Annotated in this window: 9 protein-coding genes; 2 read left to right on the top strand and 7 right to left on the bottom strand. The window is 49.6% G+C overall.

Going from position 1 to position 14,942, the window contains the following annotated elements:
• Positions 1-168: 168 nt before the first annotated feature.
• Positions 169-1,062 (top strand): LysR family transcriptional regulator, encoded by an 894-nt coding sequence (locus tag KIS77_05910; GenBank protein ID MCW5921860.1) that lies wholly within the window; start codon positions 169-171, stop codon positions 1,060-1,062.
• Between the two features lie 527 nt (positions 1,063-1,589).
• Here the strand turns inward: KIS77_05910 and KIS77_05905 are convergent.
• Positions 1,590-3,119, bottom strand: coding sequence for a hypothetical protein (locus tag KIS77_05905; protein MCW5921859.1), 1,530 nt, complete (start codon positions 3,117-3,119; stop codon positions 1,590-1,592).
• Positions 3,120-3,178: 59 nt separating this feature from the next.
• Positions 3,179-4,999 carry a right-handed parallel beta-helix repeat-containing protein gene (locus KIS77_05900; GenBank protein MCW5921858.1) on the bottom strand — a complete coding sequence of 607 codons (1,821 nt, stop codon included), beginning with the start codon at positions 4,997-4,999 and terminating at the stop codon, positions 3,179-3,181.
• Positions 5,000-5,039: 40 nt separating this feature from the next.
• Between KIS77_05900 and KIS77_05895 the strand changes: the two genes are divergently transcribed.
• Positions 5,040-5,240, top strand: a complete 201-nt coding sequence (locus tag KIS77_05895) for a hypothetical protein (protein ID MCW5921857.1) — start codon at positions 5,040-5,042, stop codon at positions 5,238-5,240.
• Positions 5,241-5,627: 387 nt separating this feature from the next.
• On the opposite strand, the gene KIS77_05890 is transcribed toward KIS77_05895, so the two are convergent.
• The 5 genes from KIS77_05890 to KIS77_05870 all read right to left on the bottom strand — a co-directional run bounded on the left by KIS77_05890 (position 5,628) and on the right by KIS77_05870 (position 14,907).
• Positions 5,628-6,350, bottom strand: a complete 723-nt coding sequence (locus KIS77_05890) for a hypothetical protein (GenBank protein MCW5921856.1) — start codon at positions 6,348-6,350, stop codon at positions 5,628-5,630.
• Between the two features lie 60 nt (positions 6,351-6,410).
• A complete protein-coding gene (locus KIS77_05885) occupies positions 6,411-8,627 on the bottom strand; it encodes a trypsin-like peptidase domain-containing protein (protein ID MCW5921855.1) in 2,217 nt (738 codons plus the stop codon).
• Between the two features lie 110 nt (positions 8,628-8,737).
• Positions 8,738-10,246, bottom strand: coding sequence for a T9SS type A sorting domain-containing protein (locus KIS77_05880; GenBank protein ID MCW5921854.1), 1,509 nt, complete (start codon positions 10,244-10,246; stop codon positions 8,738-8,740).
• Between the two features lie 62 nt (positions 10,247-10,308).
• Complete coding sequence (locus tag KIS77_05875) at positions 10,309-13,326, bottom strand: zinc-dependent metalloprotease (GenBank protein ID MCW5921853.1); 3,018 nt, start codon at positions 13,324-13,326, stop codon at positions 10,309-10,311.
• 93 nt (positions 13,327-13,419) lie between these two features.
• Entirely contained in the window at positions 13,420-14,907 is a 1,488-nt protein-coding gene (locus tag KIS77_05870) for a T9SS type A sorting domain-containing protein (protein MCW5921852.1), read from the bottom strand.
• Positions 14,908-14,942: the final 35 nt, after the last annotated feature.

The raw sequence follows: 14,942 nt of genomic DNA, 5'->3' as shown, positions 1-14,942 counted from the left end.
ATTTGAATGATGTTGAGGCAAAGGTATGGGCATCGTTGGATAAGTATTTATTTATGTTTTCAATTATTTTGATAAGTTATTTTTATTAAAATTTGAAAACTTCAATTGTATCGCCCTAATTTTGCCAACGAAATGCGTCGCACCACAGCGGCGTTTTCCCATTTTGTCATGAACTACACCCTCCGCCAACTCCAAGTTTTCGTAGAGGTCGTGAAACACGAAAGCGTGACCCGCGCCGCCGAGTCGCTGCACATGACGCAGCCTGCCGTTTCGATACAGTTGCGGAATTTCCAGCAGCAGTTCGACATACCGCTGACGGAGATAGTAGGCAAAAAGCTGTTTGTGACAGACTATGGGCGGGCTATCGCGGAGGTGGCCGACAACGTGCTACAGGAAGCCGAGGCCATAAACTACCGCACCAAATCGTATCAAGGGCTGCTGACTGGGAAACTCAAAATTTCGTCGGCGAGCACTGGCAAGTATGTCATGCCTTATTTCCTAAGCAATTTTTTGGCGCGGCACCCGGACATAGATTTGGTGCTGGACGTGACGAACAAACAGCGTGTCATCAACAGTTTGACAAAAAACGAGATAGATTTTGCACTTGTCTCCGTGCTGCCCTTGGGCATTGACATCAACGAGGAACAACTGCTGGAAAACAAACTATACTTGGTGGGGAACACTCCTCAGTACAACCCCGATGCGCCGCTCATATTTCGGGAGGCTGGTTCGGCCACGCGGGTTTCCATGGACCGCTACTTCAACGAGGTGACAGGTCGCAAACAAATCGAATTGACCTCCAATGAAGCGGTCAAGCAGGCCGTCGTCGCGGGCATTGGCTACTCCATCATCCCGCTCATTGGCATCAAAAACGAATTGCAGGCAGGTGTACTGCACGTCATTCCCTCGCAGGGGCTGCCCATCGTGACCAATTGGCGCTTGGTCTGGCTGAAAGAAAAAAAACTATCGCCTGTGGCCGCTGCTTTTCTTCAATACCTGCGAGCAGAAAAGAATGCGCTTATTGAGGAACACTTTCAGTGGTACTTGGATTACAAATTCTGATACGCATTTCTCATATCTCGACGGTTCTCTCCCCTGTAGCGAACGTATCAAAAATTTATCCAAAGAATGCGCTTTGTTTCCTTTCTTAGGGCGACTATTCCTCTTCCCAATCCCGAATCGGTTCGAATCGGTGGAAAGGAATGACATCGCAATAAAAGGGTGATATAAGGGTCCTTATAACGATTTTGATGCGTTTTCGGCAGCATAAACGCTGTTGTGACTTTTTAGGAGCAATAGTCGGTTATGCGTAGTTGGTGGCAGTCAAGTTTTGAAAAATGGGTCACACAAAGGCATTTTGTCAATCCTTGATTGTCGAAGTGGCTTTTGCCATTTTCAAGACGGTTTTTCAAAAAATGACTATGGCGACTTAATCAAAAATGCCCGGCCCCGCCACACAAACCCGCCTTCGGTGGCATGGACGCGGTAGCCGCGCTTAGCGGCTATCGGCGGCCATGCAAAGTTAGTGGCATTATTTATTAGTCTGCTTTGTGCACTTTTTGAAAAATAGAAGCCCGTAAACCCTGCAACTACCTGACTATGGATAATTTAGAGGCGCCAAGCACCCGTCCGTCGCGCCATACCTGGCAGACATATAGCCCTCCGGGCAGGCCTGCGAGCGGAACGAACACCGTTTTAGTGCCTTCTGCTACCGTACCGCCGCGCGCCAGCGCGCCAATCGTGTTGTAGAGCCGGTACTCCGCCGCTCCGTGGCGCGTCCACGTTTCGGGCAGTTCCAGCACCGCCCGCTCTTGCGCCGGACTGGGGTAGAGGCGCAAGCCCTCATGCGGCTTTGTCGCCTCATTGGCGCTGACCGTGAGGGTGTCGCAGGGCGAGCCGGCCAGCGCGCCGAGGCGGTAGTTGGGGTGGACGGGAGTGGCAAGGACAAATAGATTGGGCAGTTCAAAGCCATGCTGCACGAAATTGCAGCCGACACCTTTTACATCCGGGGATTCGATATAATTGATATGGTAAACGCTATTGTTTGGAATGACATAAATTTTCCCGTTCATGCCCAACTGGCATTCGCCAAAAGTAGTGTTTGCGCTTGGACAAGGTGAGCAAAACCCGTCCCACACGGCCACCGTATCCACCGATGCCGCCACGTCGGTCTCCCATAGGTCGTACTGCATGGCCCACACGCTGGCGGTGATGTACAGGAAGCGGGAGTTGGGCGATATGGCCGCCCCGCCAAAGGGCTGCTGCGCGGGCAACTGTATCCAGCGAAAGTTGCTCAACCGGCCCGTGCAGCGGTCGAAGTCGAAGATGCGGTGGCCGTTGCGGGAGTCGGAGTCCACATACACGCTGCCGTCGGGGGAGAAGACGTTGTTCCCACCGGCGTCCCGCTTGACGGCCGGGTCGGGCTTGTAGCCGGCGACTTGTGTAAAAGAATCTATTACGCCCATATCGTTAAACAGCAGAGTGTGGTGCAGGTCGGTAAGGTGGTCGGACATCATAATCCACCAATCTCTTCCGTTTGCGTGTTTGACAGCGATGGGCTTGTCCATGGCCCAAGTGTCGTAGAGTATTTTGTTTTTGAACACCACTTTCCCCGCGCCATTGTTTGCCGACATATCCACGAGCGTATGCAAAAGCGGGCGCTTACAGATACCCGGCAGCGCGGGTCCGCACCACACATGGGTGAGGTGGATGATGTGGTACCAGTCCTTGTTGTGCGTGCCGGGCAAAATTAGCAGCGTGCTTGTCAGTGGGTATGCAGCCTGCGTACCGTTTAGGCCGGGGTACTCACCCGGAGAAACGTTCAAACTGTCGCCATTTTCGATGAGTTGGTGATTCTTGTTGCGCACCTGCCCGCCGTTGGTGTAGAAGAGCAGGTTGCCCCCCGCGTCGCTCATGGCGCAGGTGGCGCCAACGGTTTCGATCGGGATGACAGTGGCCGTGACCGTCGGCGGGGAGGAGACAAAGTCAATAACGTTGGACAGGTAAGGCGGCAAGCCGTTCAATGAATATCCCGTAATCCAAAAGCGGTCGTGCTGTTGGGCGCGCGCATCTATGCCCCCTATCAGGGTCAGCGGGAGCAAAAGGAGCCATTTTTTCATATCAGATGGATAAAAAGCCCCGCGCGCTGTGCGGCGCGCGGGGCATGGACAGAAGTGGTTTAATTTTTCAAGATGGACAGTTTGGCCGTTCCGAGCACCTTCCCGTCGCGCAGCACCTGGCAGACGTACAGTCCGTCGGGCAGTCCTGCGAGCGGAACGAGCATCGTCTCGGCGCCTTTCGCTGCCGTGCCGCTGTGGGCCAGCGAGCCGAGGGCGTTGTAAAGCCGGTACTGCGCCGCGCCGTCGCGCGTCCATTCTGCGGGCAGTTCCAGCGCCACCTGCTCCTGGGCGGGGTTGGGGTAGAGCCGGAAGCCGGCGGCCTTCGCCTGTTTCGGGCCTTCGCGGTAGGCGCCTGCACAATCGGAAGGGGTGAGCGTTTCGTCGCTCAGCCTGTTCCAAAGCATCCGGGCCTTATATACCCCGAAACCACCGTCCCAGGGGCACATCTCCGCCGTTTCGCGGATGTAGGCAAGGTCTGCGCCCGTTAGCCACTGGCCGTTGCGGACTTTGCCGAGCCACAGGGCGTTGAGGGTCTTTTCCCGGCTCTCCCAGGTCTCGACGCTGTTGAGGCCGGCGTTCTCTGTGCCCGCGCCGTCAATTTCTGCGCTCAGGCCGCTGCGCCAGTTGGCGAGCAGGGCGTTGATTTGGGCGTTGGCCGCTGCGTAATCGCCGGCCGCTGTGGCAAACTCGCCCAGCAATATTTGCAGTTCGGCTGCCGTAGGGCTGCCGTTCCAGATGGCATCCTCCTTGACAGCCATGATTGCGGCGGCGTTGGCGGCGGCAGTCTGGTACGTCAACAATTGTTGCTCCGCGACGGCAGAAAGGGGTGCCGCCGTCATCAGCCGCTCGTCCACGTGGTCGTAAGCCCCGACGTTCGTGCCGGGCGCATTCTGGTAAAAATCCTGTATCACAGTACTGGAGGACGCCAAAGCGGGGTTTTCCCGCAACTTGCGGTAGAGCAGTCGGCGGCTGACCCAGTTGTAGCCGTCCTCAAAGTCGTTACCGGTGGCGATGCCCGTGCCTGCGGCCATTTCCTCGCCCTCGCTGATAATTTGTGGCGGGGTCGGCCCGCAAGGGGCGTCGGCACCCAGCGTAAACCAATCGCTCGGCAATATGCCCGGCTGTAGTTCGAAGGTGCGGGGGTATTGGGTGGACGTGCCCTGAAGGGTCTGGTACTGCGACAGTTGGACAAAGTCCTTGTCCGGGCTGTCGTGCCGCGCTCCGGTAAGCCCGCCGCCGGGGTTGTAGCCCGCGCTTTCCCAGCGGTTGCTGGTGTTTTCCTGGTTGCCCGTGCGGGCCATATCGGTGTAGTGTATCCCGTACAGGGAGTTGTGAAAATGGTTGCAGCGTATCTGGTTTTTCGCGCTGCAGTCGCCGTTGAAGAGCAGGGCCGCGCCGGTGTTGTGGATGTGGTTGTTGGTCACGGCGTTGGCGGGGCTGTTGTCGAGTTGTACGCCGCTGACCGACCAGGTGGGCTGCTGGTTGTAGGTCACCGTGTTGGCGTCGAGCGTGTTGTTCGCCGACGCTTCCAGCCAGACGCCCTTGGTGTGAAAGAAGTTCTTGACGGTGACGGCGTTGCCCTCTTTCACCTCGGCGCCCCGGAAATTGAGGAGGTGGATGCCGCTTCGGCCGCCGGTGTGGTGCAGGGAGACGCTGTTGTTCCTGACCTTGACGTTCCCCGCGCCCGGGTTCGGGCCTTCGAGCAGGATGCCGTCGCCGCCGGCGACCTTGATGCCGACGTTGTTGTCGAAGATGTCCACGTTGCTCGCCAGGGACGCGCCCGGGTCGCAGCGGAAGCCGATGCCCACCCTGCGACAGTCCACCGTGTAGTAAGCGCCGAAGGGGTCGGGGCCGGGCGCGGGGGCGTTGTTGTGCGACACGGTGGCGTTTAGGAAGCGGCCGCCGGCCCGTTGCTCCAGCATGAAGCCGAAGCGGACGTTGCCCGTGGTGTTCGAGGTGCCCGGGAACCCGCCGATTTCCTGCATGCACTCGCTTTCGGCCTCAAACGGGATTCTCGACGCCGGCGCCCCGTCGCGGAAAATCGTGAGCGCGCCGGCGCTGCGCGGGATGGAAAAAGACGTGCCGCCGCCGCTCTGGCCGCTGTCTGTGGCCCAGGAATAGGTGGAGCTGGCCTGCGGGGTTTTGACGTTGATGTCGAAACGGTTCGCCTGGACTTGGATGCCCACGTCGCACTGGGCATAAAGGCCCGAGGTGATGGCGCTGCAAAACAGCAGAATGATGATTAACTTTTTCATTCTTGAAAGTGTTTGATATGACCCCGTTATGCTTCCTGCCGGAGTGGGGATGCCCGACAGGATTAGCGAGGCAAAACGGCCAAACACTTTCGTCTCCGGTGTGATGAAGCAATGTCGTTTTTCTTTTTGGCCTACACGGCCTGCGTGTTCTTCTGCCGGATTACGATTGGTTTATGCTGTTTGCCGCTAGCGGTTGGCTGTGCGAATGTGCCGCCGCTTAGGCGGCATTTTCGCACAGCCGGTGTTATGTCCTCTATCTTATTTGGTAAGTTACAATAAGCCAAAATTTGTTATCATTTCTTATCTCATAATTTTTTTCAAGAAAAGGTGGATTTCGACTATTAAATAGAATTTGATTGAATATGACCGGGTCAATTTTTTGTATATTGAAGATTCTATACGCTAAATTGATTCCAATTTTTTTATATTGATAACCTAAGCCTATATTAAATTCGATAGCACTTGTTTCAAACTTCCATTTATTATGATGCCAAATTTCACGGCTTCCACTAACGACGTCTTTATTTATCGCAAACTTAATTAACGAGTTAACATTCATGTAGAAACTTTTATCTTTATGTTTTACGATTTCAATATTTGGGTTGATATTAAAGATCATGTTATGTTGTTGGTATCTTTTAATATAACGCAACTCTTTAGACATATACCCTGTAAAATACGTGTGATCAAATGGTCTGCTAAAATTTGTTTGAGATAAGGAGTAGCCAAGCCCGGATAACAAATTTATCTTTTTGTTATAAAAAAGTATTTTATTCAATAAAATTGAATATTCAAAATCGATACGACTATCTTCATTGTAAAGTATTGCAGTTTGCATAGGAAATTCAAAAAGCCTTCTGTCCTGACTTTTTAATGCGTAGCCCAATGATAGTTCAGTGTTATCAAAAATATTTTGAGAATATGAAATAGAAATTGTACAGAAAAAAATCACAAATACATGCATTCCGCATTTCATAACAATCGTGCTTTTATATAAATGAAAAAGGGTAGCCCATTTGCTGAGCTACCCTGAGAATTATTTTATTATCATTAATTTAGTGCTTGCTCGGGCTCCTTCTCGTTGAATTTCTAATATATATGTATCCGGGCTTAGCAAAGAGGTATCTATTTCCTGATCATTTGAAATTAAATTTCCTTTAATAGCAAGACGGCCAAATTTATTGTATATCTTATATTCGCCTTCAATAACTTGAACAGGTCTGCGACTGCTATTATCATCCGGCTCTTCTGTAACAGATATAGTTGTAGTTCCTCTTGACGGGTTCGGGAAGGTTTGAATTGATAGGCCTCTCCCAATGCCTCCACAGTCTGCAACTTCGTATGGAAAACTAAGTTGTGTTGTGCCACAGGAGTTGGTCAACGATGCGGTTATATATCCATACCCGGCAGTTCTTAATGATTTATATTTTGCAATTGCCGGGCCTCCATAAAGGTGACCAAGTGGGCCAACGAACGACCAAGAAACAGAGGCTCCCTGTAATAGTGGTGTAGTACCCAATCCAAAATCAAGAGACGCAACCCCCGGGGAATTAAAACAGAGATAATCATCTCCCTCAAGGGTGGCTTTAGGCGTACCGACCCATATCGGGATTGATACAACTATTGCACCATTACAATTAGAGAGCGGATCAATTGTAAACGAAAGTGTTGCGGAACCTGAACTATTACTTGAGGCTGCTCGAAGAGTTGCAGTAGTACCTGAACCGGATGTGGCTGCCCCTGATCCGGTTGCAAATAAATTGGTAGGCAGTACTGCCCATGTAACGGTTCTGCCTGTATCAAGGTTGGTAAGAGAGAATGTTTTATTAGAAGTACATACCGGACTTGTCCCATTAATGAATGGGGCTCTAATGGCATTTAGAGTCTGCGGATTCCCATTTGCTCCAAGCCAATCACTTAGGCGTGTTGTAGATGTTCCTCCTCCTGTCCAAGAATTATCAAAACGGCCGTAAAGGTCTTGTAATGTTGCTCCACCGCAAATAGAAGGCCCACCACTAAGTTGCCCAACAATTCTACTGTTTTGGTCAAACAATGGAGAGCCCGAAGAACCTGGTTCTGTAACACCTTCATTCCAAGTTACACGCCAATGAAGTGCGCCCGGGACTAAAGGGGTATTATCAACTCTTGTTGCAGGTGTGTTATATGTTGATATTTTCTTTACATCTCCATGTGGATGATGAATCGATGTTCCATTCGTTGATGCTGTTGTTTCCCTATTCCACCCTGCCAAGGCTGTTGTTGATTGTCCAATAATCGAGCCTGTTAATTCAAGAAGGGCAAAGTCCGATGTAGCCCATGAAGCACGCAAGTTTGCTCCTGAATAGGTAAGCCAGGTTGTAGGCTCTGCACCCCTACATGCTGGCGTTGTCGGGTTGGGGCTATTATAATTAAACCTAAAAGTCCAATTAAGAAAACCTGATGCTCCTTGGAGACAATGAAAAGCCGTTAAAAGGAATGCATCAAAATCTTGGCAGGAATTATTTATCAAGGCGCCTGAACAAAACCCTACATTGTTTTGAAGTAGCATTGCTACTGCATCACGTTGATTTCCCCAGCCTGCACCGGAAGGGCAGTTAACATCAACATTGCATGTCCCCGAATCATTATATGCTCTATCCTCTGCTGTATTATCTTGAAAGCCGCCAATATCTTGAAAACCGTAAATTACATTCGAAATATTGACTGCAAATGACGGATATGCTTCTTTCGGCACGACTGCCTCAACTATTACTTCATTGCCCCTTATTACATCGGTGGAATATTTTCCCTCATGCACATGTTTTCGCTCAATGGGGCCGGAATACATTGTTTCTATACTATTATAAACATAAATTTTAGCTCCCTCCGGTAGTTCTAAATCTGTAAACTCAAAATTTAAAGATTTTGCATCAGGAGCGGTAAACGATTTTTTCCAGATAATAAAACCTCCGTTGTTCTCTGCTTCGCCTTCATTTTTTGAAACTGAAGTAGGTATTTTTATGCCAAACCGTGGAATTTCAACTCCATTTGCCAAGTCTTCCGCCAGAACAGCGGCAATGTCTACCTCTGGCAAGAGTTTGGGTTCAACGTACTTCTCACTATGAAGTGGTATGAAATCGGTAATTGAGTTGCCATTCAAGACAACTGTTGGAACCTGGCTAAGGCCAGTATTGGGTAAAATAAGGTAGCATACAGTGAAAAAAATTAAACCGTTTGCCCTTCCCAAGAAACTGAAATCAGATGCTTTTTTCATGATTTACTCTTTTTGGTGAAAAAATTTGTTTTAAATTGGACATAACGGAAGCACTGCCGACGTAGCCGCGCTTAACGGGCTATGTTTGGCAGTGCATAGTTCTACACGTTCTATTTATTGATGTAAACCTTCTTGCGAATACTATTTCCGTCTTCATCTTGTATTTCCACGAAATAAACCCCAGTTGGTAAAGAAGTCGGCAAGTCAATCCTTGCAAACGTTCCAACGTTTTGACGCTTCAGAACCAATTTTCCCCAAGCATCTAAAACCGTAACTTGTCTTATTTCTACCGGAGACTGGATATTGAAATAAGAGGAAGCGGGAACAGGATAAATATCCACCTGAAAAGGTTTGTTGTCGGGTTGGACAACAGTCGAAACTGGCTGACAAAATAACGTATCAAGACACCCGTCATTGGTCACTTTCACCAACCAGCAGTATTGTGTGTTGCCCTCATTGGTAGAGCCGCCTGCAATGATGTTGCCGCTGCTAAGTACGCCTACCCCCGCAAAAAAGCCGCTGTTGGTAAAGTAAAGCGGCAGAAAAGGCGCATTGATTTTCCGCTCCCAGATGCTGTCGCCGTCCGTCGAGAATTTGTAAAGCCAGCCTACGCGGCGGGTCGGGTCATTGCCCTCTTTCACTAATGTTTCGCCCGCGCCAATGTAGTGGCCGTCGCTGGTAGGGGCGAAATCCCAAAGCATCACAGAGGCGTTTAAACTTCCAATGTGCCCGAAATGGCTGATCCATTTAGTCTGAAAGGATGAATCCAATTTAGACAAAGTAGGTTGTACCCGCTTGCTATTGTTTATTGTCTCGACCACCATTAATCCATAAATCAATATATCGTCATTGGGGAGTGGTATTATTTTACGCAAATACCCTATTTCAGGTTCGGGCGGTGTAATCCAAGACTTAAGAATATCCCCGTTAATATCTATTAAGTGAAGGGAAGAATTGGAACTTGAAGGAGTAACGCCATTTACCATTCCATAAATATAAAGACTATCGCTTAGTCTTTGTAATGAAACTACTCCATTGGAATAATCTGTATGATCTACATACTTAAACCAGATCGTCTCCCCCAGTTTATCCACATAGTGGATAAATCCATCACCGTAATAATCGGGACGCTGGATAGAACCGTAAAGCAGATAGCCTCCCGGCGTTTCGAGCAGTTTGTAAAAATAATTGCTCAGGTTCACCGTATCGGGGTATTCTTTGATGAATTCTACTTGAAGTTCATGGTCCAGTTTTATTAAAAATGCGCTTTTCCTGCCCACTGTCGCCGCAATTGCGGCATAGCCACCATCTGCTGTATGTATTATATTTCCCCAAGCCTTATCTGTGGCCAGCAGGTCACCCTGGGCGTCTAATATGAAATTGTGTTTTAGGATATTGCCCGACGAATCGAGTTTGGCAACAAAAACCCCTTGTTTCCACTCGGTGTCGTTGTTGAAGCATGTGCCATAGCCAATCAGCGTATCTTCGATTACAATGAATTGTTCAAAATTGCTCCTCGGGTAGGGCAATGAAATGGCCATATTGAAAGTGCCGCTCTGTCCATATACTACAGAGATTGTCAACAGTTGGAACACAACCAAAAATTTGTACTTTGCCATGTCAATAAAGATGTGCGGAGATGCTGCGGGCACCCCGGCATCTCCGCGTTAAAAAATGAGTCTCAATGGGAAATGATTACTTTTGTATAGCCCGTTTGCCCGTTGCATAGCCATTGCGCCACATAAAGACCGTTTGGCATGTCGCTGACCGAAATCTCCAACAAGCCGCCGGATGCTGGCAGTGGCAGTTCGCGTCGCAGCCTGCCTTGTATGTCGAACAAGCGCACATGCCCTCCCAAGTTGCCACCGGGATATTCGATGCGGAGCACGTCGCTGGCGGGGTTTGGGTAAATTTTCAGGTTGCTTTGCTTGCCCGGAGGAATACTTCCCTTTTGTTTTTCAGGCAGGGATCGGAGTTGCGACTCCGAGCAGTCCGGGCTCTGCTCTATGCCGTTGCGGCGCAATACCACCTCCGCCAAAAACCCGGCCTCATCGCATCGGGCGGTGTAGGCTGCAAGCGTGTCCAAAAGCGCATCCGACAAGGCGTTCAAGGAAACCCCTTGCTGCAAGTGGGGGCGCAGCGCGGTGTACACGCCGTCCAAACGGTCGAACTCGCTCTGGCGTCCCTCATTCAACGCGTATCCTACTGGTATTTGGCCCCAAAGCGTGTCGAAACGCCCAAACTCACCCGTGAAAAAATAGTGCCGCGCCAGACGCAAATCGGCTGGCCAGGTTTGTACCAAGCCCAGCCACCGAACGATGGAATCGGTCTCCACATTCGTGGTGTCGAGGCTGTATTGTGTCAGAATGCGGTTGGCATCGCGGTTCATGTCAATGCGGAGCCGTTTGATGGCCTCGGTTTCCGTCGCTTGTTGCGCGGGGTCGGTTATGGCAGGGAATGCGGCGGTCTTGGCCAACCATTGTTGGCGGTTTTGCAGAAAACGCGACTTCCATATCTCGGCCTCAGTTGTCGGGCAGGGAAAACAAAGCTCAGGGTCAGCGCAACTGTTGTTCGGTTGGAAGGTTGGTTTTCTTACAAACCCGGTTATATCACAAATGTTGTTCGGGTCGCCCGGTGTGCCCGGGTCTTGCGCAGGGTCGGCGTTGTAGAAGTAATAGTCAATCGGCGCGCCTTCGTTGACGATGGTGCACCAGAAATCCGTCGGCGGGCCGGAAAAGATGTTGCCTGCGGCGAGTATTGTTCCCAAATCTGCTTTTTCCCCCTGCGTTTTTCTGATACTCCCGCTAGTGATACGAAAGTCGCCATCAAAATTGCCATCATTGGAATTGCACAGGTAAAGCAGGCCGTCCTCGTCGTAACCGTTAAACCCGGAAGCCCGGTTGCCGATGATGAGGCTGGAATAACTGTTTTTGAAAATAGTATTATCCATGCCCTCCTCAAGTGCAATACAGTCTGTACCGATGAGTATTTCCGTGGGGAAATCCTGACCGTCGAAATAAAAATCGTTTCGGGAGAGCGTAAACCCGGTAGTTACGCCCCTGATTTCCACACCCTTTACTTCGGACATAAACGAAGGACATGCATCAGGTTTTTTCACCGAAAAATTACTGCCCGTGACGGCAAAACTGCCGGACGAGATGAACTCAATCTCTTTGTAGCAACCGATGAAGTTGGAGCCGGAAACATGAAGCGACCCGTTGGTCTCGGTCAGTTTGTCGGCGCGTATGCCGCGAAAGAGTTGCTCAAAACGACTGGACAGCGACACCCTGAAACCGGAGTTCCTCGAATCTATGCCAATTGCCCGTCTTGTTGGATTCTGGCATTGGGTGCGCAAATCCCAGAAACGACCCAAACGGATGCTTATCCCTTTGACAGCGTTAAGTTCGAGCAAAGTTGGCTGTTTGTCGCCACCTTTGTACTCGTTTGTTACGGAAAATATGGGGGCGATAAAACCGCTGTGATTTTGAAAATTGTACTGGCCGAAACGAATGCCGATGATGTTGTCCTTCATCTGGGCATTCAGCCAAAGCCGCACAATGCCGCCCCCTGTGCCTACCCCTCCGTTCGGCGCCGACACATCCTGTACATCAATGCCGCATACCGCATGTTCAATGATGCCACCATTCACGACATCTACCTGCCCTTGTTTGGCAGAGGACTGGCTTGGGTCAAAGGCATCACCCTCTACAATTACGCCCTGCCACATTTTGCCGCATGCGGCAGTAATGGTAGAGGCAACGCTTAGTTTCGCTCCTTTCTTCACCCGGATGGTCGAGCCCGGCAGCATTTGCAGGAGCGAACTGATGGCCAGTTCCCCCGATTCAACAACGATGTTCCCCGAAACGCCGGAAGGAGTTGATGCGGGATAAACAACGTCTTGCAGGCGGATGCTTTGAAGTGCCGGTGCGAGCGCAAGGTAGGCCCACATACGCCTTACCTGTCCGGGAGTAAACCTGTCCCGACAAGATCCCGGGTCGGCATAAGACATATAGTTCCTGAAAACTTCCGGCGGAAGTCCCGCCGGGGAGACAGATTGTGAACAATCCGTACTAACTGTTATGTTCTGTGGGGAAACAGGGGTATCGCAAACATAATCGCCACAGCAATAACAATCTGGTTCACTGTTCTGACACAGCCCTCCGGTCTCCATACACTCCCCTGGGTCTGACCCGGTAAACAAATGTGACAAGCCCAAACAGTGCCCCACCTCATGCACCACCACCTCCGACTGACTGGCTGGCAATGCTCCGTAAGCGCCCGAAACTTCGCAATAGGCACTCGGCACACTAAAAGCATAGCCCCCCGCACCGCCGCTGTCTCCACGGTCGAAAATATCCAGTGCATTCGTATGCAGGTTGGAAGCCGCATAATTGGATGCCGTAATCACCTGAAAGGGAGCGTTGCATGGTTCTGTGAAACCGATAAAATAGATATCGTGTTGGTTGTAGGCTGTATTCAGCCTATCAAGAATGCCCGCAGTTCTGGATGTCAAATCTACGTTCTGTGTCCAAAGATTGTTTGGGACTTGAACGTAATTGATGAAGACCCTGACGTAGTATGGCCCTTCGTATTCAGTATGAGGGCCTTGTATTTGGTAAATCGGCGCTTGTCCCGTTAGACTATTGCTAAAGGTGAGGGCCAAGACTGAAAAAAGCATCTGGTAAATGATCCGTTCCATGTTGTTGTATTTTTGTTATTGTGTAGAACGGTGGCACTCCCGCCCGTGCCGACGTTTAGGAGGCATGGACGTGAGTGCAAAGTTCAGCGCATTTTATTCCTTTACCATTTTGAATATACCCATATAAGCCCCATTTCGCTGTACTTTTAGCAGGTAAAACCCGGGATTCAAGTCGCCTACTTCAAATCTATTTGTTTGGCAGATTGAAGTCTTAGCCACCCTCCCTGAAATGTTAATCCATTGTACTACATCACCGCTTTCCAACCCCTCCAAAGTCACATACTGATTGGCTGGATTTGGGTATAGTTTCATCAATCCTTGAATAAAGAGGTTTGACTCTGTTGCACTTACCGTCACACAAGTATCACTTTCACTCCACTGCTTGTAATGCGGTATATTGGGCATTGTATTACTATTAGGGGCGACCAGTTCGATGGCATATTGTTGCAAGTCGCACTCCAGGCCGTAACAATTAGGGCGGTTGATGAGGTGTAGGTGCTTGTTCGATCCTCTCCCAGCAATGTAAATTTTCCCATCAGGAGCCAAACGTGACTGTATAAAATGTGTTTTATCCTGAATAGTTGAGGGCGTGTTTAATTCTCCAATTAAGACACTGCTTGCAGATATATCAGATGCCCAAGTGTCGAATTGCCATATTTTATCGTAACATGTAGTATAAATAAAGCGTGAACTTGGGGAAAAGGCAGCACCACTATAATAAAAGGTGTCTTGACCAAAACTAATATTTATGGGATTAGAAAACATACCCGTCGCTATGTCAAAATTAAAAATATTCAAACCATAAAAAAAATTAAAACGAATATATTTATTTGAATTAGGTGAAAAAACAGTTTGCCCTTGTGGGTCGCGGTCGCCCCATAATTGCCCGACACACTGCACGAATGTGGTATCAATACCGCTTTCAGTCAGCAAAAAAGTCCAATAGCAATTAGAATGGGATTTAGGCTGAATAATCCACCAATCTTTGCCATTAGCATGCCTTGTCGCCTGAATCATGCCTCTTGAAAACGTATCTTGCAAGACAATTACGTTTTTCTCAATAACCCTTCCCAATCCATTTTCCATTGCCATGTCAATGACGGAATAGTATAGCGTAACCGGAGCAAGAGGGAAAAACGGCTGCATAAAGTAGGGGTCGCCAATATCCGTATAGAACAAATAGTAAAGATGGTCGCTTCCCGGCTTGGACAAGGCTATCATACCCTGAATAAGAGGGTTCCCGCCCGTGTTGCAAAAACTGGTTTCCAACATGTCTTTCCCAATAGAATGGCCGTTTGCCATCATCTGGTGGGTGGCGTTGGCGATGTAGCAGCCGTTGGAGTAAAACAGCAACTTGCCCAAAGAATCGCACATTATGGCGCAGGAGCCTTCCAGTTCCATGGACTTGTCAACAGGCTCTATTTTCAGGGTATCATCATTGAAGTTCAGAATGGTACCCGACGGGCTGTAATTGGGGCTACTGAAACGCCCAAAAATCCATTGGTTGCCGTAGCCTTGTTGAGCATTTGCAAAAAATACTGACAAGAAAAAAAGCGAGAATAAAGGCAGTATAATACGCATGGCCTGAAACGATTTTGTAGTGAAAAATAAAGCGG

The sequence above is a fragment of the Saprospiraceae bacterium genome, assembly GCA_026129545.1.
Lineage (GTDB): Bacteria > Bacteroidota > Bacteroidia > Chitinophagales > Saprospiraceae > M3007.
The sequence above is the reverse complement of the archived record's forward strand: the minus strand, read 5'-3'. Positions and strand labels throughout refer to the sequence as shown.